The organism is Collimonas humicola, assembly GCF_018304945.1.
GTDB classification, from domain to species: Bacteria; Pseudomonadota; Gammaproteobacteria; order Burkholderiales; family Burkholderiaceae_D; genus Collimonas; species Collimonas humicola.
This window is the reverse complement of the sequence record NZ_JAGQEE010000010.1, coordinates 1-20,177: the sequence shown is the minus strand read 5'-3', so window position 1 is coordinate 20,177 and position 20,177 is coordinate 1. Positions and strand designations below refer to the sequence as shown.

Genomic DNA, 20,177 nt, shown 5'->3' with positions numbered 1-20,177 from the left:
AACTGTTACCTGCCCCGAATTTCTACAGATCATCGCAAACAGCCGCGCAAGCGCGCCAGTCCGCGGTTTTTCGTGGCTCGGCAGGGCGCGCGCTTCCGTATCAAATCCCGCACAAACCCATAAAAAACGCTTGCATCGCCAAGAAAAGCGCAACACTATTAGCGATGCGTGCTTGACGCATTTTTCCCATATCCCTGAAGGAGGCTCAAAGATGGCCACAGCAGCAAAAAAACCAGCAGCGAAGAAAGCTGTCGCACCGGCGAAAGCACCGACCAAATCGGCGCCAAAGGCAGCTCCTAAAAAAGTCACTGCAACCGGTACTGTAGCGCGCAAGCCGAATGCAGCATTCATGAAACCACTGACGCCATCGGCCACGCTGGCTGCGGTCGTCGGCGCGGCCCCGCTGCCACGCACTGAAGTCACCAAGAAAGTGTGGGAGTACATCAAGAAGCACAATCTGCAAAATCCAGCAAACAAGCGCAATATTGTTGCAGATGACAAATTGAAAGCTGTCTTTGGCGGCAAAAAAGAAGTGTCGATGTTTGAAATGACAAAACTCATTTCCGATCACTTGAAATAATGCTTGGGGCTTAGCCGCAGTCGTTTGCGCCGCCCTGGGTGCCAAACAAAAACGCCCGCATCGCGCGGGCGTTTTTGTTTCCGCAGCATTTACACCGCAGCAGAAACACGGGATTTAATCGAGCAAATCCGAATAGTCGATTTCGGCATAACCAGCCAGCGTGTTCCATGGCAAGACCTTGGGCGCTTCGATCACGCTGACCAGGGTTTCGCGGCGCGCATTGCCATGCGCCTCCAGCGACTCTACCCGGCGCGGATACCGGCCGTTGACATCCCAGCTGACGCGCACCGTCAGATCGCCCCGCTTGCTTTCATACTGCTGTACGCCGTCCCTGACCGCACCCACCGCGCGCATGCTTTTCAGGCTTTGCGGATCGCTCAGGAAAAACGTGCTGCCCCAGCTGCCGTTGAAGCCGATATTGCCGTAGTACTGGGAGTCAACCTTGATGCTGCGCCGCTGATGGCGCTCGATCAGGCGCGCATCGAGCGTACCGTCGGCCAGGCGCCGTACCCACATCGGCGAGCTGCCGGCGTCCGGGTGGCTGTGGCTGCCGTGGTCGTCGCCGTGATCATGTGCGTCGGCGGACTCGCCGGCGATCAGACGTTCGGTCCAGACCTGGTCGTTGCGGCGGTACACGCGCTCGGTGAATGTGGTTTCGCGCTTGACGCCATCGCGCCCGATGGTCATCGCATAGTGCCGCACCTGCAAATTCTGATCCGGACCGCCGACGTTTTCCGCCGCCATCGCCACCGGCATCAGCGACGCCACGGCCAGTGCAGCAAGCATCAAGCCATTCCTGCATTTTTTAAAGCAAATCATTTTTCCACCAAAAAAATGCCGCCACCGGAACGATGGCGGCGTAAGTACTACTCAGGTAACCGTATTACAGGCCAAGCGCATTCTTGACCTTGCCAAACACCTTGATGTTTTCAAATGTGCCTTTGAAACTGTCGCTGCCGGCGCCGGCTGAAAACAGCATGACGTCACCGCCGCCGTGGGTTTCCGAACCGGGCGAGCCGGCAAAGCGCACGCCGACCTGCTGCAGGTAGTCGTCGGCTTCGGTATCGACATTGGTCAGGTCGCTGTCTTCCGGCCGCCGCGGCGCGCTGCCATTGCCGAATACCAGCGTGGTATAGGGCTTGCCGTCGGCCGCCAGCGCAAGTTTGCCGTCGGCATAATTGGCGACCTTCCCGAGGATGGGATTGCCGCGCTTGGGATAGCCGTTGAAGCCGATGGCGTGGTCATGATCCGCCGTGACCACGATCAAGGTGTCTTTCAAATCGACCAGTTCCAGCGCCTTCTTGATCGCCGCATCGAAGGCCAACGTATCTTCCAGCGCGCGCTTGGCATTGGTGCCGTGCAGGGCGTGGTCGATGCGGCCGCCTTCCACCATCAGGAAATAGCCGTTCGGATTTTTCTTCAGCACGCCGATGGCTTTCTCCGTCATCTCGGCCAGGCTAGGCTGGTTCAGCTTCTTCTTGACCCGGTCCAGCTCGTAATCCATGTCGCTGGCGGTAAACAAGCCGAGCAGCTTGCTGACGCTGGCCGGATTGACGCTCCTCAATTCCGTGCCGGAAGCAACGTAGGTATAGCCGGCAGCCTTGAACATGCTCAGCGGATCCAGATTATCGTTGCGCTTGCTGGCCGGATCGGATTTCGGCAAGAAGTGGCGCAGGCCGCCGCCGAGCAAGACATCGACGCCGTCCTTCAGCGCCAGGTTGTAGCGCGGCGCGCCTGGCGTCGCCTGCTCGGTGATGGTGTTGTAGGCATCGCGGTTGCAGACGTGAGCGTAGGTTGCCGCCGGCGTCGCGTGGCTGATGCGGGTGGTGCTGACGGCGCCGACCGCCTTGCCGGCGCCCTTCGATAATTCCAGCAAGGTCTGCACCGCCTGGCCATTGCCGGCGACGCAGGTCGAGTCGGCATTGTTCTGATACGGCTTGCCGTTGGCATCGAAGGCATTGGTGTCGGAAGACATCGAGATGACGTCGTTCTTCATCTTGACGCCGGTCATGTAGGCCGCCATCGACGGCGCGCTGTCGGTGGTCTGGCCATCCAGCGAGAAAGTCTTGACGCGGGCGGTGCGGTTCAGCGTCTCCATCGTCAGGCGGCCGGCTTCGCCATGCCCATAGATGCGTGCCGCCGTGACGGTCACCGGCCCCATGCCGTCACCGAGGAAAAAGATGACGTTCTTTGCTTTCGCCGGCGCCGCATCGGCGGCCAGGGCCTGCCCGCCGCACAGCAGCGCCAGCGCACACAAGGCGGCGCCCTGGCGGAGGCGATGCGGAAATTGCTTGGAAGCTGCTAGATTGATTTTCATGTCTGACCTTTGGACTCTTTGTTGCGTTTTGCTTGATGGTTGCGCGACTCAATCGTGTGGTTCGCGGGAGGCCTCACAGGCCGACGGCTTTTTTCACCAGGCCGAACACCTCGGTGTTGTCGAGCACGCCGCGGATGTTCTCGGCGCCCATGCCCTGCGCACCGATAAAGACATTGGTGCCGCCATGCGTCTCTCCGCCCGCTTCGGTCGGGATCACCGATTCTTGCAGATAGTCTTTGCCGGCCACCTGCATGTCCGACAAGGCGCCGCGCGCAGCCAGATGGTTGGGGCCGTTGCCAAAGCCGATCACGGTGTACGGATTATTGTTGATGTCGCGCTCAGGCTGGCCGGTCAGGACATTCTTCACCAGGCCGAGCACGCCCGGTTCGCTGCTGGTGGTCTTGCCGGTGCGCTTGGCGTAGCCGTTCAGCAGGATCGAATGATCATGATCGGCAGTGACCACTACCAAGGTGTTCTTCAAGCCCGGATCGACTTGCTGCATCTTGTCCAGCGCGACCTTGACGGCATCGTCGAAAGCGACGGTTTCCTGCAAGGCGCGGCGGGCGTTGGTGGCATGCAGCGCGTGATCGATGCGGCCGCCTTCCACCATCAGGAAGAAGCCGGTCTTCTTGCTGTTGAGTAGATCGATCGACTTGCCGGTCATCTGGGCCAGGCTCGGTTCCTTGGCCGCGTCGCGGTCAAGGTCGTAAGTCATGTGGTCCTTGTTGAACAGGCCCACCACTTTCGGCGCCGTGTTGCTGAGCTTGTCGAAGTCGGCGAAATTGGCTGCGTAGGCATACCCAGCGGCCTTGAATTCAGCAACCAGGTCGCGGCTGTCGCTGCGCTTGCTGTCGGCATCGGTCTTCGGCAGGAAGTGACGGCGGCCGCCGCCAAAGATCACATCGACGCCATCGCTCAGCTTGCTGTTGAAACCGGCGCCCTTGGGCGTCAGCTGCGCGGCGATATTGTTTTCGCCGTCGCGGTGGCAGATATGCGAATACGTCGCCGCCGGCGTCGCGTGGGTGATCCTGGTAGTGGTCACGACGCCGGTGCTGTAGCCCTTCGCTTTCATGATTTCCAGCAGGGTATCGGCCGGTGTGCCATTGCCGCTCGGACAGGTGCTGTCGGCGCCGCTGACATAGCTCTTGCCGCTGGCATCGCGGGCGCTGGTATTGGCTGACATCGAGATCACTTCATTATTGGCCTTGACCCCGGTCATGTAAGCCGCCATCGACGGTGCGCTGTCGGTGACCTGGGCATCGTTCGAATATGTCGTGACGAAACCGGTTTCCGGCAAGGTATCGAGAGTCAGATCGCCCTCTTCGCCTACCTTGTAAATGCGCGCCGCTGTCATGGTGGTGATGCCCATGCCGTCGCCCAGGAAGAAAATCACGTTCTTTGCCGCCGGCTTGACTTCAGGCCGCTCGACCGGCGCCTCTACCAGGGAATTGCTGGAACCGCTGCACCCCGCCAGCGCCACCGACGCCGTGGCGGCGGCAATCCATATACTTAATTTCATTCATCGCTCCGTGTTGTCAACCAGAAATATGCAAGCATTTGTAATATTTTGTTACAACTGTAACTGCATCTTGTTACAACTTGATGACGCTCAGCGATTTACGCCAAGCCTTGGAGAAATTCCTGTTGGTGCAGGAACAGCAGGCGGGCAAGCGCTGCGGCCGGACGGCAGAAAGCCGGCCCGGGCGTTGCCGGACCAGCTATCTGGATCATGCTTGAGGGGAAAACAGCAGATGGGGGCGGCGAGCGCAGGGCGCGCCGCAGTCAGAGCGACGGGTAATTACTGTTGGGCAGAGACCGTATGCAACGGTGAAGCATCCTTGTATTCCCAGCGTTTCCAGGCGGCCAGCACGGCATTGGGATATTCCGGGCGGCCGCGGCTGCCGTTATAGCGGCCCAGCGCAAGATACAGATTGCCCTTTTCCATATCGATGTACATGCGCAGGATGGAACAGCCGTAGCGCAGATTGGTTTGCATGTTGAACAGCTTGCTGCGGTCGGAATCGCCGATCACGCGGCTCCAGAACGGCATGACCTGCATGTAGCCGTGGGCGCTGACGCTGGACAAGGCATATTTGCGAAAAGCCGATTCAACCTGGATCAGGCCCAGCACCATGCCGGGATCGAGGCCGGCGCGCTTGGCTTCATACCAGGCGGTTTCCAGGAATTCGATGCGCATCTGCGCATCCGGCAGTTTTTTCTTCAGGCGTTCCGACATTTCGCCCAGCCAGTACAGGTACTGGATGCGCTGGTCGATGTCGCTGAACTGGGGTTTCGGCGGACGCGCATCATTGATGGCGCGTGACAAAGCCAGGCGCACCGAATCCGCCAGCTCTTCTTCTTTTTGATTTCCGGCATGCGCCATGCCGCTCAACAGCAGCAAGATGGACAGCACGCTCATCCAACGAGACCAGCGCAATCGATACTCCCTTAGAAACACTTTTTATTTTTCAAGGAGTATACAAAGAAAACGGCGCAAGAAACCGTTGCGCCGTGATTTTGTTGTATTTAGGAAACCTGTGTAGTATTTCGCAGATAATGACACTTCATAAACGGCGCCTGGCCGGCCGCGTCTTTTCGCGCCATGCGTCGTTGCAAATCCTCGCGATAGTCTCGCTATCGCTCCGGTTTGCGCGGGGCGGCCATCCGCCTAGCCTGACGCGAAAATCCACCATTTCTGAAGCGCCATTACCTACGAAACACTACACTAGCTTGGCTTTGATGAACGCCTCCATCTCGACCAGCGGCACCTGCGTGGCTTCGGTGTCGCGCCGCCCCTGGTACTCGATCTGGCCATCTTTCAAGCCACGGTCGCCGATCACGATGCGATGCGGTACGCCGATCAGTTCCCAGTCTGCAAACATGGCGCCCGGGCGTTCGCCGCGGTCATCCAGGATGACGTCGACGCCGGCGGCCAGCAGCGCTTCGTACAGCTTGTCGGTCTCGGCCTTTACCGCCTCGCTGCGATCGTAGCCCATCGGGCATACGACGACTTCAAACGGTGCGATCGCCGACGGCCAGATGATGCCCTTGTCGTCGAAATTCTGCTCGATCGCAGCGCCCAGGATACGGGTGATGCCGATGCCGTAGCAGCCCATCTGCAACAGTTGCGGCTTGCCACCTTCATCCAGGAAAGTCGCCTTCATCGCTTCCGAGTAGGCGGTGCCGAGCTGGAACACGTGGCCGACTTCGATACCGCGCAGAATCGCCAGCGCGCCCTTGCCGTCCGGCGATGGATCGCCTTCCACCACATTGCGGATATCGAACACCATAGGCTCAGGCAAGTCGCGGCCCCAGTTGACGCCGGTGTAGTGGAAATCGACTTCGTTGGCGCCGCTGACAAAATCGTGCATGTTTGCCACATTGACATCAGCCACCACGGTCACCGGCTTCTTGGTGTTGACCGGGCCGAGATAGCCAGGCGGCGTGCCGAAATACTCGACGATTTCCTGCTCCGTAGTGAAACGATAACCGGCCAGGCCAGGAATCTTGTTAGCCTTGATTTCGTTCAGTTCGTGGTCGCCGCGCAGCATCAGCAGCCACACTGCCTTGCTGGCAGGCTCTTTATCCGTTGCTTCTTTTTCAACGGCGAGCACGATGGACTTGATGGTTTGCGTCAAAGGCAGCTGCAGGAACTCAGCCACCGCTTCGCACTTGGCTTTGCCTGGCGTCGCCGTCTTGGTCAGCGCCTGTGCCGGCGCCGCGCGAGTCGGAATCAGCGGCAGGGATTCGGCCGCTTCCATATTGGCGGCGTAGTCCGAGTTCGGGCAGTACACGATGGCGTCTTCACCGGTAGCGGCGATGACATGGAATTCGTGCGATCCGGTGCCGCCAATGGCGCCGTTATCGGCCGCCACGGCGCGGAACTGCAAGCCGAAACGGTTGAAAATACGCACGTAGGCGTCGTACATGATCTGGTAAGACTGCTTCAGGCCGTCCAGGTCGCGGTCGAAGGAATAGGCATCCTTCATGGTGAATTCGCGGCCGCGCATCAGGCCGAAGCGTGGCCGGCGCTCATCGCGGAACTTGGTCTGGATATGGTAAAAATTCACCGGCAGCTTGCGGTAGGAGCGCAGTTCCGTACGGGCGATGTCAGTAATCACTTCTTCCGAAGTCGGCTGGATGATGAAGTCGCGGCCGTGACGGTCCTTGACGCGCATCAGTTCAGCGCCGTATTTCTGCCAGCGCCCGGTTTCCTGCCAGAGTTCGGCGGGCTGCACTACCGGCATCAGCAATTCCACCGCCCCCGAACGGTTCATTTCCTGACGCACAATATTCTCGACCTTGCGGATCACGCGCAGGCCCATCGGCATATAGGTGTAGATGCCGGAACTGATGCGCTTGATCATGCCGGCGCGCATCATCAGTTTATGGCTGACGATTTCCGCATCGGATGGGGCTTCTTTGAGCGTGGAGATAAAAAAACGGGAGGCGCGCATAACGATGAATTCTTTTTAAAAAGAGAGGGTTATAATCAACTCAATTTTAAAGGATTAGCTGGCTGATGCGCCTACTCTTTGCACATTTGATTGATGTTCTGGCCATAGGCACCCCTGGCCGGGGCAGATTGCGCGCCTAATCGGGCGAGGACAGAGTGGTTGACCGGGGCTAGACCGGCAGCTTTGTTCCGCAATGATGACAGCAAGCAAGGAATCAGGCAGGAGAACCGCCTGGCCGCAGAAAGTTTTGAGGTAACAACATGCTTGACCGTGAAGGCTTTCGCCCGAACGTCGGCATTATCTTGCTCAATACCCAGAATGAAGTCTGGTGGGGCAAGCGCGTGCGCGAACACTCGTGGCAATTTCCACAGGGCGGTATCAAATACGGTGAAACCCCGGAGCAGGCCATGTTTCGTGAACTCGAGGAAGAAATCGGGTTGAAGGCGGAACACGTCAAGATCATCGGCCGCACCCGCGACTGGCTGCGCTATGAAGTGCCCGACCATTTCATCAAGCGCGACGTGCGCGGGCATTATCGCGGGCAGAAGCAGATCTGGTTCCTGCTGCGCATGACCGGACGCGACTGCGACGTCAACCTGCGCCTGACCGAACACCCCGAATTCGACGCCTGGCGCTGGCATGACTACTGGGTGCCGCTGGATGTCGTGATCGAATTCAAGCGGGATGTCTATCAACGCGCCTTGCAAGAATTATCACGTTTCCTGACGCGTCCTTTGCAGAGCGCGCCGCATCACGCCCGTCATCTGCGCACCGGCCACGGACCGCGTGCAGCGAACCAATCCACACCCGCAGAACCCGAAAAAAAGTGAGCGCCTCCATGGCTTTTGTTTTACGCATCCCCGTTACCCAAATATCACGGCTACTGGCCGCCGGCCTGCTGTTGCTGGGCATGACCGCGCACGTGCACGCCGATTCCTTCGATCAAGGCAGCGCCATGAAATTGAATCCCGGCGATTTCGACGACGATGACGACGGCAAGTCATGGCAGGAAATCAAGACCGAGATTCCGCCGGCGCCGCAGGCGGCCAACCTGGTATCGTTCTATGTCAGCCCGACCGCCACCATGAATTTCTTCATCGACCTCAAATCGATCTCGGCGGGTAAAGACGGCGTCGTGCGCTATACACTGGTCAGCAAGAGCGAGGCCGGAGCGCAAAATGTCAGCTATGAGGGAATCCGCTGCCAGACTTATGAGAGCAAGCTGTATGCATTCGGCCAGAAGGATGGCAGCTGGTCGCGGGCGCGCCTGAACGACTGGAAGCGGATCAATGATTCGGCCGGCAACCGGCATCACGCTTCCCTGGCCAAAGACTATCTTTGCCAGGATGGCATGGTGGCAGGCAGAGTTGAAGATATCCGCAGCAGAATCACCAGCAATCGCCCGATCAAGCCAGGTAGCTGATCGCCAGCGTGACTTGATGAATGAAAAACGGCTCCTGCGTTCTGCGGAGCCGTTTTTTATTGCCTGCGGTGACCGTACTGGGCAATCCGCTCAGACCAATACCATATTGTCCCGGTGAATCAATTCCGATTCCTCGACAAAACCGAGGATGGCCTGGATTTCCGAAGATGGATGGCGCATGATGCGGCGCGCTTCGGAACTGGTGTAATTGCTGATGCCGCGCGCGATGGCATGACCATCGGCGTCGGTGCAGGTAATCACGTCGCCACGGCCAAATTCGCCAGACACTGCGGTGACGCCGATAGGCAGCAGGGATTTTCCCTCGTTGCGCAGCTTTTGCACGGCGCCGGCGTCCAGCATGACCTTGCCTGCGGTTTTCAGATGATCCGCCATCCACTGCTTGCGCGCAGTCAGTTGTCCGGTCTGCGCGAGCAGCTGCGTGCCGATGGCTTCGCCGCCGGCGAGCCGGGTCAGCACCGCATCTTCGCGGCCCCAGGCGATCACCGTATGGGCGCCGGAGCTGGCGGCACGCTTGGCGGCCAGAATCTTGGTGATCATGCCACCGCGGCCGATGCTGGTGCCGGCATCGCCTGCCATGACTTCCAGCGCCGGATCGCCGGCTTTCGCCTCATGCACGAATTCGGCATTCGGGTCCTTGCGCGGATCGGCGGTGAACAAGCCTTTCTGATCGGTCAGGATGATCAGGGCATCGCCTTCAATCAGGTTGGCGACCAGCGCACCCAGGGTATCGTTGTCGCCGAACTTGATTTCATCGGTCACCACCGTGTCATTCTCGTTGATGATCGCCACCACGCCAAAGCGCAGCAGGGTGAACAAGGTCGAGCGCGCGTTCAGGTAGCGTTCGCGGTCGGCCAGGTCGGCGTGGGTCAGCAGTACCTGCGCGGTACGGATATTGTGGGCACGGAAACTGGTTTCGTAGATCTGCGCCAGGCCCATCTGGCCGACGGCGGCGCAAGCCTGCAGTTCATCGATGCTGGTCGGCCGCTTGTCGAAGCCCAGCCTTTGCATGCCTTCAGCCACCGCACCGGAACTGACCAGCACCACTTCCTTGCCCATCGCCCGCAATTCGGCGATCTGGGTCGCCCATTTGGCGATGGCGCCGGCGTCCAGCCCCTTGCCGTCATTGGTTACCAGGGAGGATCCGACCTTGATGATGATGCGCTTGGCTTTTTGAATGACGGAATTCATGTGTTTATCTATAGCAGCTGTCCAGCCGCCAATGGTACAAGGCGACGGACAAAAACAACGGACAAAAATAAGGCCGCGATCAATGCAGGAACTTCCCCCATCGATAACGGCCGCCAACGGCTGTTTAATCCAGGATCTTGAAACGCGGATCGTCCGGATCGATAGACAGGATGGCTTGGGCTTCCACCGCCATGTGCGTCTCTTCCGAGCGGGTTTCCTGCTGGCGCTTTTCCGCCAGGTAGCCGTAGATTTCGGTCACCAGTTCCGGGCAGCCGTCGCGGTTCAGCGCGGAAATTTCAAATACCGGGCCTTTCCAGCCGAAGCGCTTGATGAAATCCTTGACGCGCTTGACGCGCTCGCCTTCCGGAATCACGTCGATCTTGTTCAGCACCAGCCAGCGCGGCTTGTCGAACAGCGACTGATCGTATTTCTTCAACTCCTTGACGATCGCCTTGGCTTCCTTGACCGGATCGACCGTGTCTTCGAACGGCGCCAGATCGACGATGTGCAGCAGCAAACCGGTGCGCTGCAAGTGCTTCAGGAACTGGATACCCAGTCCGGCGCCCTCTGCCGCGCCTTCGATCAGGCCCGGGATGTCGGCGATCACGAAACTCTTTTCGTGGCTGACACGGACCACGCCCAGGTTCGGATGCAAGGTGGTGAACGGGTAGTCAGCGATCTTCGGGCGGGCATTCGACACCGCGGTGATGAAAGTCGATTTGCCGGCATTCGGCTGTCCCAGCAGGCCGACGTCGGCCAATACCTTCAGCTCCAGCCGCAATTCACGGCGTTCGCCTTCCTTGCCGTCGCTTTTCTGGCGCGGTGCGCGGTTGGTCGATGATTTGAAGTGGATATTGCCCCAGCCGCCCTCGCCGCCCTTGGCCAGCAACACTTCTTGGCCGTGATCGGTCAGGTCGGCGATCGCTTCGCCGGTGTTGATGTCGACGATCAGGGTGCCGACCGGCATGCGCAGCTTGATATCGTCGGCGCCCTTGCCGTAGCAATCCGAGCCGCGGCCGTTTTCGCCACGGCCGGCGCGATGCATCTTGGAGAAACGATAATCGACCAGGGTGTTGATGTTACGGTCCGCGACAGCCCAGATGCTGCCGCCTACGCCGCCATCGCCACCGTCAGGGCCGCCGAACGGGCGGAATTTTTCACGGCAAAAACTCGCAACCCCATTGCCGCCATCGCCGGCAATGACTTCGATTTTTGCTTCATCTATAAACTTCATTCGAAGGTCCTAATGAGGTTGGAGGTTAAATTCTGATTGAAATGCACGGGTAACTTTACCGATTTTTGCGCATTGTTGCAGCGGCCACGCCGGCCGTCATTGCAATAGCGACAACTCTACCCGATGCAATCCACCGCTGCGGCTTGAAGTCGCCGCGCATGCTTTGCTGTCCGGGCAGTGTTTTACGACCAGAAACTAAAAAGGCTCTACCAGCGGCAGAGCCTTTCGCAGCAAGGCCAGCGGCCTCGCTTGTGTCGACGCTTAGAGTGTTGCTTAAGCTGCTACGACAGTAACGTAGTTACGCTGGGTAGCGCCCTTGGTTACGAATTGTACTTTGCCGTCGATCAGTGCGAACAGGGTGTGATCCTTGCCCATGCCAACATTTTCGCCTGGATGCGTCTTAGTGCCGCGTTGACGAACAATGATGCCGCCAGCGTTGATCGCTTGGCCACCGTAGACCTTGACGCCGAGTCGTTTTGACTCTGAGTCACGGCCGTTGCGCGTAGTGCCGCCGCCTTTTTTATGTGCCATTTAAAACTCCTGGTATCTGGTTAAGTCAATCGCCGCTGGTATTAGCCGTTGATCGAAACGATTTGAATTTCGGTGTAATTTTGACGATGGCCTTGATGCTTCTGATAATGCTTACGACGACGCATTTTGAAGATCTTGACTTTATCGTGGCGACCTTGCGCCAATACCTTAACCGACACCGTAGCACCTTCGACCAATGGCGCCCCGAATTTCAGGGAATCGCCAGCGCCAACTGCAAGCACTTGATCAATAGTGAGTTCGGTGCCAATGTCTGCAGGTATCTGTTCTATTTTGAGTTTTTCGCCGGCAACAACTTTATATTGTTTGCCACCGGTTTTTATGACCGCGTACATATGAAACCTCATCGAAATGATTGAAGACTATTAAAAAAATTTCTTTCCTAAAACACCATAATCAGCGACAAGCAAATGCAAAATCACTGGGCGGAATCGGGAGAACCTGAGATTGTACATGGACTTGGACCTTTCGTCAAAATCTCTTGACAAGTGCGGAATTCACCACACTTCCATGCTTCCCCCTGGCAACTCCGGCACTATCGAAGCCGTCGGCAGTCTCATAAGGCCAGACTCACCAGCAGCGCAGCGGCCTTTTTCATATAATGACGGTATTCTGAACTTTTTTAAGGTATTGCCATGAGCGATGTACAAGCGTGGATCAAGGAAACCGTGACCAGCAACCCGGTGGTGCTGTTCATGAAAGGAACCGCGCAGTTCCCACAATGCGGATTTTCCGGCCGCGCCATCCAGTTGTTGAAAACCAGCGGCGCTGAAAACATCGTCACCATCAATGTCCTGGAAGATCCGGTCGTGCGCCAAGGCATCAAGGATTACTCCAACTGGCCTACCATTCCGCAACTTTACGTCAACGGCGAATTCGTCGGCGGCTCGGACATCATGAATGAAATGTTCGAATCCGGCGAACTGCAAACCTTGCTGAAAGCCTGAGACCGCTCGTGGTCTCAACCAGCCCGCCGCCACGCCGCCTGATCGTCGCCATCACCGGCGCCACCGGCGTCATCTATGGCGTGCGGCTGCTGCAGCTGCTGCGTGAGCTGCCCGGCGTCGAAAGCCATCTGATGATTTCCGATGCCGGCGTGCTGAACCTGCACCAGGAACTGGAAATGCGCCGCAAGCAGGTCGAAGCGCTGGCCGACGTGGTCCACAATGTGCGCGATGTCGGCGCTTCCATCGCCAGCGGCTCGTTCCAGTCCGACGGCATGATCGTCGCGCCCTGCTCCATGAAAACCCTGGCCTCGGTCGCGCACGGCCTGTCGGACAATCTGATTGCCCGCGCCGCGGACGTGGTTCTCAAGGAACGCCGGCGTCTGGTGCTGATGGTGCGCGAAACGCCTTTCAACCTGGCGCATCTGCGCAATATGACCAGCGTCACCGAAATGGGCGGCATCATTTTCCCACCATTGCCGGGCTTCTATCACCGGCCGCAAAGCATCGCGGAAATGGTCGACCATACGCTGGGGCGGGTGCTTGACTTGTTCGCTATCGAACATGCGCTGACGCCGCGCTGGAACGGCTTGAAGGCGGAATAAAAAAAACCGGGCAGCTCAAATCTGCCCGGTTTTTTTATCTGCTGTGCATCGGCCGCTACGCACTCAACGGCTGTTGCGCCCTGCCAGCCACGCACTGCGCATTGCTGTACCGAGCGCCGGCTTGGCTTCCGCATCGAGACTGACTTGCGGCGCGCTGTCGGCCAGCAGGCGGACGCTGAAAACCAGCAGCTCGTCGCGCCGGAATGCGTGGACCGTAATAGTGTCGCCAACCCGATACCGCGCCAGCAAGGTATCCAGCTTGGCCGGCACCCGGATGCCATCGATCGCCGCCAGCACATCGCCGGCCGACAAGCCGGCGCGATGGCCGGCGCCACCCTCATATACATTAGCCAGCCTGCAGTCGCCGCCGCTGTAGGCGATGCGCGCGCCCAGCGAAGGTTTGCCCGGCTTGCGCTGGTCCGCCACCACGATGCCGGTCGGTGCCAACAGTTTCGCCAACGGCAAATCGTCGGTGGCGCGCACGTAACGGTCGAAGAAACGCTTCAGCTTGAGGCCCGTGACTTCGTCGAACAAGGCTTCGACGGCGGCCTCGCTGACGCCACGGCCGCCCAAGCCATTGTCGGCATAAAAATCGCGGCCGTATTTTTGCCACAGGGCGCGCATCACATCGTCCAGCGATTTCCTGCCTTTGGTTTCCGTGCGGATGGTCAGGTCCAGCGCCAGCGCCACCAGCGAACCCTTGGTGTAATAGCTGACAATCGCATTCGGCGCGTTTTCGTCCTGACGATAATATTTAACCCAGGCGTCAAAGCTGGATTCCGCCACGCTTTGCTTGCGGCGGCCGCTGCCCAGCAGCACGCCATTGACGGTCTTTTCAACCAGCTTGAAATACGCAGCCTGGTCGATCAGGCCGCTGCGCAACAGCATCAGGTCGTCGTAATAACTGGTGACGCCTTCGAACAGCCACAGCAGCGGCGTGTAGTTTTCCACTTGCAGATCGTAAGGTGCGAAAGCTGCCGGCTTGATGCGCTTGACGTTCCAGGTATGGAAATATTCGTGGCTGCAAAGACCGAGGAAAGTACGGTAGCCGTCGCTCATTTCCGCCTGCCCCTTGACCGGCAAGTCGCTGCGCGCGCAGATCAGCGCGGTCGATGCGCGATGCTCCAGCCCGCCATAGCCGTCGCCTACCGCCATCGTCATGAATACATAGCGCTCCATCGGAGCGCGCCTGGCGAACTTGCTGCCGGCCGGTTCGAAGAAAGCAATCTGGGTTTCGCAGATCTTTTTCAGGTCCGCGCTCAGGCGCGCCAGATCGAGATTCGGCACATTGCCGGTAATCGCCATTTCATGCGGCACGCCATGCGCCTTGAAGCTGAGCAGCTGGAAAGTGCCCATTTCGACAGGGTGATCGATCAGCTCATCGTAGTTGGCGGCGGCATAGCTGCCAAACCCGCCGCGCTTGGCTTTCAGCGTCGGCAGCGCGGTGGCGATGCGCCACGCTTCGTAGGCTTCGCCTTGCGGCCGCTGGATATCCACTACGTGCGGAACATTTTCCTGGCCGACCACGCGCAGGAAGACGCTGGTGCCATTGAAAAAGGCATGGGTCTGGTCCAGATGCGCGGCACGCACCGACGGGTCCCAGGCATAAACCTGGTAATGCAAGGTCAGCGGACCGTCGCAGGGCGCGGCTTGCCAGGAGTGCTTGTCGATTTTGCGGAGAGCGATCTTGCGGCCATTCGATTCGGCGCGGATCTGCACGATGTTGCGGGCAAACTCGCGGATCATGTAGCTACCCGGGATCCATGCCGGCAAGGCGACAATCTGGCCGACCGCGGCCGGATCGGCGATCGTCAGGGTCACGGCAAACAGATGGGCGGCCGGATCGGCGGCGACGATGCTGTACGACAGAATGCCGCGGCTGGCTTTGACGCCCGATTTGCTTGTATTCTTTTTCATCTTCTTATCCTCGAACGTTACCGGCGATTACGGTCAGCATCAGAGCCGCCACCGCGACGCAGGTCAGCCTGAAACGCAATTCAATAAACCAGGACGGCAAGCCGTACCATGGGAACAGGCGCTTGTCGGCCTGGTAAGCGGCAATGAAACCGGCGATCAGCAAGGCGAAGCCGAAGCCGCCGGCCATGGTCGAGAACCAGGCGATGATGGTCGGCGCCACGCCCCAGATCAAGGCTTTGCGGGTGTGATCGGCAGACAGGTTGGCGCGCAGCACCACCGCGCCCCAATGGATCCCGCCCAGGAAAGACAGCGCGGCAATGCCGTATGCCAGCTGGCCGCGGATGAAATCGCGCAGCCAGTCGACGCTGACCAGCCAGCTCGCCAGCGTCAGCAGCACGAACGGAATCAGCCCGGCATAGCCGAGTAAATGAATAATGCGTTTGTTCAGGAAATGTGGGTTCATCTGGTCAGGATAACGTCAAATGGGCTGCCGGGGCTGCGCAAAAAGACGATAGTGTAGCGGGATTGCGCATGTTCGGCCGCTCCTAGGCAGCGCGACGCTGAAAACACCTGCTGATTTCCTGCTTCACGAGGAGGATTGTCGTATATCGGCGACGGTGTCGATGTCCTGGTGTATGCCGGGATCGTCCAGCGCCACCTCGACGACGGGAAACGATTGCAGCAGGCTGCGGGCGCCCTGGTCGCCGCGCAAGGCCAGCAGGCGCGGCAGGTGCAGGCGGCTGAAGCCGACCGGATTGCCGCGCCGCCCTTCGAAAACCGGCGCGGCGATATCGGCGCCCCGGCGCAGCGCCGCCGCCAGCGCCTGGATGGTTGCGGTTTCAACATACGGCATGTCCGCCAGCGCGATGATCCAGCCGGCAGCATCCGCGGTCCGCTGCACGCCACACGCCAGCGACGCCGCCATGCCGTCGTCGGCGTTTGCACACTGCACCCAGGGATATTCCGCAATTTGCGCGATCTGCTCCGGCACATCCGGACGCAACACAATGCAAAGAGGAAGCGCTGCGGCAAGCCTGGCGGCAGCGCTGGCGAGCACCGTCCGGCCGTCTGCCGTCGGCAGCTTTTGCAGCAGCTTGCTCCGGATGCCGGTCGGATCGAAGCGCCGGCCACGGCCGGCGGCCAGCAACAAGCCGACGATCTGGCCGCTATATCGAGAATGGCTCATAGCGGACGGTGAGTGGCAGGATCCGGCTCCAGGCCGATATCTTCATCGATGATATTGACCATGCCGGAGCCCGATGCTGTATGCCGCGAGAATAATAAACTGCGATAGACCGCGAACTATTTCAAAGTGGAGAATTTTGCTTCCATGGTCTTGGCATCGATCCAGCCCGGTACACGCGAACCGTCGGCGAAGATAATCGTCGGCGTACCGGTCACATTCAGCTTTTGGCCTAGCGCCAGGACTTTGTCGTTAGGCGCCTGGCAGGATGTCGGCGCGGCGACGGCGGCCTTGCCGTCCACCATCAGGTCGGTCCATGCCTTGTTGCGGTCGGCGCTGCACCAGACGTTGCGCGCCTTGACCGACGAGTCTTCCGCCAGGATGTTGAAAAGGAAGGTATAAACCGTGACGTTGTCGACTTCCTGCAAAGTGGTCTTGTGGAAGCGCTTGCAATAGCCGCAGTTAGGATCTTCGAACACCGCGATCACGCGCTTGCCGTTGCCCTTGACCTTCTTCATGGCCAGCTCCAGCGGCAGGTCGGCGAACTTGACCTTGTTCAACTCATCGACTCTTTCTCGCGTGAAGTCGCGCGAAGACTGGGCATCCATGATGCGGCCGACGAACACATACTTGGCTGCCGCATCGGTATAGAAAATATCGCTGCCGACGCGCACTTCAAACAAGCCGGCGTACGGCGTCTTGGTTACTTCGTCGACCTTGGCTCCCTCGCCCAGGCGCGGCTCGATCAGTTTCTTGACCGCGGCTTCCTGCAAGGTTTCGGCAGAGGCCACGCTTGCCCACAGGGCCATCAACGCCGCCAGCATCACGCTTGTTTTTTTCATCGCTATTCCAGTTATTCGCTTGTCCGACCCAAAGCGTGGGTCATCAGTTGTCTTTTTAAGACTGGTATCTTGTCCAGCAAGTTCAACCCCGCGTTGCGCAACAGCCGCAATGGGCTGAAATCGAATCCGAACAGCCGCTCCAGGCCATCGGTGGTCATCTGCATCAATAATATCTCTTCCTTGCGCGAACGGGCGTAACGCGCCAGCAGGCGCTCATCGCCGTAATCGCGATGTGCGCCGCGCTCGGCCAGCACCTGGATCAGCGCAGCGACATCACCGAAGCCCAGGTTCATGCCATGTCCGGCCAGCGGGTGCACCACGTGGCCGGCATCGCCGATCAGCGCCACCCGCGGCGCCACCAGGGCATGCGTCTTGAGCAGGGATAAAGGAAAGCCTTGCGCCAGCTCTGGCTGCAAGGGCTGCAGCTGTCCCAGCTGGTCTGCCGCCAGCAATGACAGGCGCGCCGCCACCTGCGACAAGGGTTCATCCAGCAATGAAAGCGCCAGCGCTTCCGGCGCCGACCAGACCAGCGATACGCGCTGGCCGGGCAGCGGCAGCAAAGCAACGATGCCTTCGGTTTCGGTGAACCACTGATAGGCGATACCGTGGTGCGGCCGCTCGCAGGAAAAATTGGCGACCACGCCGCGCTGCTTATAAGAGCGGTAATCGATGCCGATGCCGCACTGGCTGCGCACCCAGGACTGCGCGCCGTCGGCGCCGACGATCAGGGCCGCTGCGATGGTCTCGCCCGAATCCAGCTGCACCGTCGCAGCGGCCGCATCGACCTGCATGCTTTGCACGCGGCCGGTAATCACGCGCACGTTCGATGCAAATTTCAGGGCGGCATCCAAGGCCTGGTTAAGATTCCTGTCCTCAACAATCCATGCCAGCGCGTCGACGTGCGCACTATAAGCATCGAAGGAAAGGTTTCCCGCGCCGCTGCCGGTCCCGCCCTTGATCGCCATGCCTTCGACCGCGGCAACCCGCGCCAGGTCCAGTGCGTCCCAGACTTTGACGGTAGACAACAAAGTACGCGCGACATGGTTCAACGCATACACACGCGTGTCCCATGCATCCGGCGCGGCAGCTGCGGCAGTCCCCGGCGCCATCCCCAGCAAGGTGACGCGCAAGCCCATCTGCGCCAGGCCAAGCGCTGCCGCTTTGCCGACAGCGCCATTGCCAACGATACAAATATCGCACTGATGTTTTGCCATCGGCGATGCGCCAGCAGTTTTCGACATTGATCCGATATCTTTCATGCCGCCATTATAGCGATTACGTTCAGAAGGACCCGCGAGCACCATGAAATATGGGCTGCCAGGCCGCCGAGGCCCCGCCGGAACGGCTTGCACAGTGCCATGCAAAGTTTTTTTAAAAAAATTCAACAATGGGCTTTGCGGATTAAAAATGTTTTGCTATACTCCTGTCCCTTGGCCTGGTAGCTCAGTCGGTAGAGCAGAGGATTGAAAATCCTTGTGTCGGTGGTTCGATTCCGCCCCGGGCCACCAAGATTCAAGCGGGTTAGCGGTTAATGCTGCTGACCCGCTTTTCTACAAATAAAGCCGAATTTCTACAATTCGCGCCCAACTTTCAAGCACCCATGTTGAAAAAACTGGATTGGAAGTATCTAGTGATGCTCGCCGTAGCAGTGGCGGGAGTATTTATCCCTTGGTGGCTCAGCAAACCAGTCAACAGCGGCAAACCCCTTGTCATCCAAGTATTATCTCAATCATCGCTCCAGCTTTCGTCCACAGACTTGGTTCCTGGGTTAGAAGTATCGATAGATGGGATCGCCATTAAAGAGCCTTATTTTTCTGTCCTCAAGCTGTCCAACGACGGAGACAAAGCGGTATCCACTAAAGATTTCGAGATGCCTATCGAAATTGGTATCGCACCATCCCCTGACTCCGACCTATCATTTGAGAAAAATTTTGCGAGGCTGCTTAGAGCGGGCGAAGCACCATCCATTGTGCGAGCTCGCGTGACCTCCAAAACGCCGGAAGACGTTCAGGCTGTTATCGACGCCAGTGATACGAAAACCGTTCATATCGCACCCACGCTCCTTAACCCTAAAGACAGCATCACCATGTCCATTCTGAGTTCAGGCGGAAAACCAGCTTTTAGCTCTAGGGCTCGGATTATTGGGGTTTCCTCCATTCCGATCAACGACATCACAAAACCCAGTGAGTCACTGCTCTCTAAATGGATGAATATCTTTGGTGCCCTATTCTTCGCCATACCAACACTGGCCGTAGTTTTTCGGACCAAATTACTATCGCGTGAAAAAACTGTAATCCTACGACTTCGAACAGCCCAATTAATCTTTGCGGCAACTTGCATCGCCTCAACTACATTTATCGTCGCCGCAGGCAAAAGCTTCGGATATGCGAGTTTCTGGCAAACGTTCGCAGGTACAGTCTTGGTTTTCATCGTAGCTAGTCCGTTTGCCTGGATGTTAGAACGTCCTAGAGCGCCAGACGACAAATCTGACCCGGGCAAAGCTACAACCGTAGAGTCAACTTCGTCGGATACGCCCGAGAGGCTTCACTAAATCCCCAATTCGATCACGAGTGTAAATCTCAGTGGTAGTACGATTTTTATGTCCGAGCAATCGCTGTGCATGCGATAAGTCCTCAGTATCCGTTGCTGCCTTTGCACGTAAATCTCGGAACTGAAAGCTCACACCTGATATTGCCCTTGCCTTATCGAACCGCGAACGAAGCGCAAAATAGGTTAGCCGCTCACCGCTAGGGTCTTGCTGTTGATTTGCGCCGAAAACTGACCCACTTATGGACTGAACCCCTCGGGCTGGACCAAGGTTGAACTAGAAACTAAGCCGCTTGCGGAGCGTGTTGTGCCTCGAACTGGTTGGGTGATTGATAACCAAGCGCGGAGTGCATGCGTTTGTCGTTATAAA

General features: G+C 58.5%; 20 protein-coding genes and 1 tRNA gene. 7 read left to right on the top strand and 14 right to left on the bottom strand.

The features are described 5' to 3' along the window. Positions 1–211 precede the first annotated feature (211 nt). On the top strand, positions 212–580 hold the full coding sequence (locus tag KHU30_RS22875) for an SWIB/MDM2 domain-containing protein (RefSeq protein WP_211444916.1): 369 nt from the start codon (positions 212–214) through the stop codon (positions 578–580). 114 nt (positions 581–694) lie between these two features. Here the strand turns inward: KHU30_RS22875 and KHU30_RS22870 are convergent, their stop codons facing one another. The 5 genes from KHU30_RS22870 to KHU30_RS22850 form a co-directional block, all read right to left on the bottom strand. Next, complete coding sequence (locus tag KHU30_RS22870) at positions 695–1,366, bottom strand: hypothetical protein (RefSeq protein WP_211444915.1); 672 nt, start codon at positions 1,364–1,366, stop codon at positions 695–697. Positions 1,367–1,463: 97 nt separating this feature from the next. Continuing rightward, positions 1,464–2,897 (bottom strand): alkaline phosphatase, encoded by a 1,434-nt coding sequence (locus tag KHU30_RS22865; protein WP_211444914.1) that lies wholly within the window; start codon positions 2,895–2,897, stop codon positions 1,464–1,466. 73 nt (positions 2,898–2,970) lie between these two features. Next, entirely contained in the window at positions 2,971–4,416 is a 1,446-nt protein-coding gene (locus KHU30_RS22860; RefSeq protein WP_211444913.1) for an alkaline phosphatase, read from the bottom strand. A gap of 279 nt (positions 4,417–4,695) precedes the next feature. Then, positions 4,696–5,316 carry a lytic transglycosylase domain-containing protein gene (locus KHU30_RS22855; protein WP_211445017.1) on the bottom strand — a complete coding sequence of 207 codons (621 nt, stop codon included), beginning with the start codon at positions 5,314–5,316 and terminating at the stop codon, positions 4,696–4,698. Between the two features lie 301 nt (positions 5,317–5,617). Next, entirely contained in the window at positions 5,618–7,354 is a 1,737-nt protein-coding gene (locus KHU30_RS22850) for a proline--tRNA ligase (protein ID WP_211444912.1), read from the bottom strand. A gap of 260 nt (positions 7,355–7,614) precedes the next feature. Here KHU30_RS22850 and KHU30_RS22845 point away from each other — a divergent pair, with 260 nt between their 5' ends. Together KHU30_RS22845 and KHU30_RS22840 are read left to right on the top strand one after the other, a co-directional pair. Beyond that, a complete protein-coding gene (locus tag KHU30_RS22845; protein WP_211444911.1) occupies positions 7,615–8,184 on the top strand; it encodes an RNA pyrophosphohydrolase in 570 nt (189 codons plus the stop codon). Positions 8,185–8,192: 8 nt separating this feature from the next. Then, positions 8,193–8,777 (top strand): CNP1-like family protein, encoded by a 585-nt coding sequence (locus KHU30_RS22840; RefSeq protein ID WP_211444910.1) that lies wholly within the window; start codon positions 8,193–8,195, stop codon positions 8,775–8,777. Between the two features lie 90 nt (positions 8,778–8,867). Here KHU30_RS22840 and proB read toward each other — a convergent pair whose 3' ends face one another. From proB to rplU, 4 genes are all read right to left on the bottom strand, one after another. Beyond that, positions 8,868–9,986 (bottom strand): glutamate 5-kinase, encoded by a 1,119-nt coding sequence (gene proB / locus KHU30_RS22835; protein ID WP_211444909.1) that lies wholly within the window; start codon positions 9,984–9,986, stop codon positions 8,868–8,870. Positions 9,987–10,110: 124 nt separating this feature from the next. Further along, the gene (gene obgE, locus KHU30_RS22830; RefSeq protein ID WP_211444908.1) at positions 10,111–11,220 is read right to left on the bottom strand and encodes a GTPase ObgE; all 1,110 of its coding nucleotides are present in this window, start codon (positions 11,218–11,220) and stop codon (positions 10,111–10,113) included. A 273-nt stretch (positions 11,221–11,493) separates the two neighbouring features. Next, positions 11,494–11,751, bottom strand: coding sequence for a 50S ribosomal protein L27 (gene rpmA, locus KHU30_RS22825; RefSeq protein WP_211444907.1), 258 nt, complete (start codon positions 11,749–11,751; stop codon positions 11,494–11,496). Positions 11,752–11,792: 41 nt separating this feature from the next. Then, positions 11,793–12,104 carry a 50S ribosomal protein L21 gene (gene rplU / locus KHU30_RS22820; protein WP_098494182.1) on the bottom strand — a complete coding sequence of 104 codons (312 nt, stop codon included), beginning with the start codon at positions 12,102–12,104 and terminating at the stop codon, positions 11,793–11,795. 300 nt (positions 12,105–12,404) lie between these two features. Between rplU and grxD the strand changes: the two genes are divergently transcribed. Next, on the top strand, positions 12,405–12,716 hold the full coding sequence (grxD, locus tag KHU30_RS22815; RefSeq protein ID WP_061944363.1) for a Grx4 family monothiol glutaredoxin: 312 nt from the start codon (positions 12,405–12,407) through the stop codon (positions 12,714–12,716). Positions 12,717–12,724: 8 nt separating this feature from the next. After that, a complete protein-coding gene (locus KHU30_RS22810) occupies positions 12,725–13,318 on the top strand; it encodes a UbiX family flavin prenyltransferase (RefSeq protein WP_211444906.1) in 594 nt (197 codons plus the stop codon). A gap of 63 nt (positions 13,319–13,381) precedes the next feature. Here the strand turns inward: KHU30_RS22810 and KHU30_RS22805 are convergent, their stop codons facing one another. From KHU30_RS22805 to KHU30_RS22785, 5 genes are all read right to left on the bottom strand, one after another. Continuing rightward, the gene (locus tag KHU30_RS22805; protein WP_211444905.1) at positions 13,382–15,235 is read right to left on the bottom strand and encodes a M61 family metallopeptidase; all 1,854 of its coding nucleotides are present in this window, start codon (positions 15,233–15,235) and stop codon (positions 13,382–13,384) included. 4 nt (positions 15,236–15,239) lie between these two features. Then, entirely contained in the window at positions 15,240–15,698 is a 459-nt protein-coding gene (locus KHU30_RS22800; protein WP_061944368.1) for a DUF3429 domain-containing protein, read from the bottom strand. Between the two features lie 123 nt (positions 15,699–15,821). After that, on the bottom strand, positions 15,822–16,421 hold the full coding sequence (locus KHU30_RS22795; RefSeq protein ID WP_211444904.1) for a nucleotidyltransferase family protein: 600 nt from the start codon (positions 16,419–16,421) through the stop codon (positions 15,822–15,824). A 116-nt stretch (positions 16,422–16,537) separates the two neighbouring features. After that, positions 16,538–17,260 (bottom strand): DsbC family protein, encoded by a 723-nt coding sequence (locus tag KHU30_RS22790; RefSeq protein WP_211444903.1) that lies wholly within the window; start codon positions 17,258–17,260, stop codon positions 16,538–16,540. A gap of 11 nt (positions 17,261–17,271) precedes the next feature. Beyond that, positions 17,272–18,474, bottom strand: coding sequence for an FAD-dependent monooxygenase (locus KHU30_RS22785; protein ID WP_230427546.1), 1,203 nt, complete (start codon positions 18,472–18,474; stop codon positions 17,272–17,274). Positions 18,475–18,692: 218 nt separating this feature from the next. Between KHU30_RS22785 and KHU30_RS22780 the strand changes: the two genes are divergently transcribed. Beyond that, positions 18,693–18,768 (top strand) — tRNA-Phe (locus tag KHU30_RS22780). A gap of 23 nt (positions 18,769–18,791) precedes the next feature. Next, positions 18,792–19,811: a hypothetical protein gene (locus tag KHU30_RS22775; RefSeq protein WP_211444901.1), complete on the top strand. Its 1,020-nt coding sequence runs from the start codon at positions 18,792–18,794 to the stop codon at positions 19,809–19,811. Positions 19,812–20,177 lie beyond the last annotated feature (366 nt).

Excerpts from the sequence above, each read along its gene's own strand:
- KHU30_RS22875 (WP_211444916.1), top strand. The coding sequence starts at position 212 with ATGGCCACAGCAGCAAAAAAACCAGCAGCGAAGAAAGCTGTCGCACCG.
- KHU30_RS22870 (WP_211444915.1), bottom strand. The coding sequence starts at position 1,366 with ATGCTTGCTGCACTGGCCGTGGCGTCGCTGATGCCGGTGGCGATGGCG.
- KHU30_RS22865 (WP_211444914.1), bottom strand. The coding sequence starts at position 2,897 with ATGAAAATCAATCTAGCAGCTTCCAAGCAATTTCCGCATCGCCTCCGC.
- KHU30_RS22860 (WP_211444913.1), bottom strand. The coding sequence starts at position 4,416 with ATGAAATTAAGTATATGGATTGCCGCCGCCACGGCGTCGGTGGCGCTG.
- KHU30_RS22855 (WP_211445017.1), bottom strand. The coding sequence starts at position 5,316 with ATGAGCGTGCTGTCCATCTTGCTGCTGTTGAGCGGCATGGCGCATGCC.
- KHU30_RS22850 (WP_211444912.1), bottom strand. The coding sequence starts at position 7,354 with ATGCGCGCCTCCCGTTTTTTTATCTCCACGCTCAAAGAAGCCCCATCC.
- KHU30_RS22845 (WP_211444911.1), top strand. The coding sequence starts at position 7,615 with ATGCTTGACCGTGAAGGCTTTCGCCCGAACGTCGGCATTATCTTGCTC.
- KHU30_RS22840 (WP_211444910.1), top strand. The coding sequence starts at position 8,193 with ATGGCTTTTGTTTTACGCATCCCCGTTACCCAAATATCACGGCTACTG.
- proB (WP_211444909.1), bottom strand. The coding sequence starts at position 9,986 with ATGAATTCCGTCATTCAAAAAGCCAAGCGCATCATCATCAAGGTCGGA.
- obgE (WP_211444908.1), bottom strand. The coding sequence starts at position 11,220 with ATGAAGTTTATAGATGAAGCAAAAATCGAAGTCATTGCCGGCGATGGC.
- rpmA (WP_211444907.1), bottom strand. The coding sequence starts at position 11,751 with ATGGCACATAAAAAAGGCGGCGGCACTACGCGCAACGGCCGTGACTCA.
- rplU (WP_098494182.1), bottom strand. The coding sequence starts at position 12,104 with ATGTACGCGGTCATAAAAACCGGTGGCAAACAATATAAAGTTGTTGCC.
- grxD (WP_061944363.1), top strand. The coding sequence starts at position 12,405 with ATGAGCGATGTACAAGCGTGGATCAAGGAAACCGTGACCAGCAACCCG.
- KHU30_RS22805 (WP_211444905.1), bottom strand. The coding sequence starts at position 15,235 with ATGAAAAAGAATACAAGCAAATCGGGCGTCAAAGCCAGCCGCGGCATT.
- KHU30_RS22800 (WP_061944368.1), bottom strand. The coding sequence starts at position 15,698 with ATGAACCCACATTTCCTGAACAAACGCATTATTCATTTACTCGGCTAT.
- KHU30_RS22795 (WP_211444904.1), bottom strand. The coding sequence starts at position 16,421 with ATGAGCCATTCTCGATATAGCGGCCAGATCGTCGGCTTGTTGCTGGCC.
- KHU30_RS22790 (WP_211444903.1), bottom strand. The coding sequence starts at position 17,260 with ATGAAAAAAACAAGCGTGATGCTGGCGGCGTTGATGGCCCTGTGGGCA.
- KHU30_RS22785 (WP_230427546.1), bottom strand. The coding sequence starts at position 18,474 with ATGGCAAAACATCAGTGCGATATTTGTATCGTTGGCAATGGCGCTGTC.
- KHU30_RS22775 (WP_211444901.1), top strand. The coding sequence starts at position 18,792 with ATGCTGCTGACCCGCTTTTCTACAAATAAAGCCGAATTTCTACAATTC.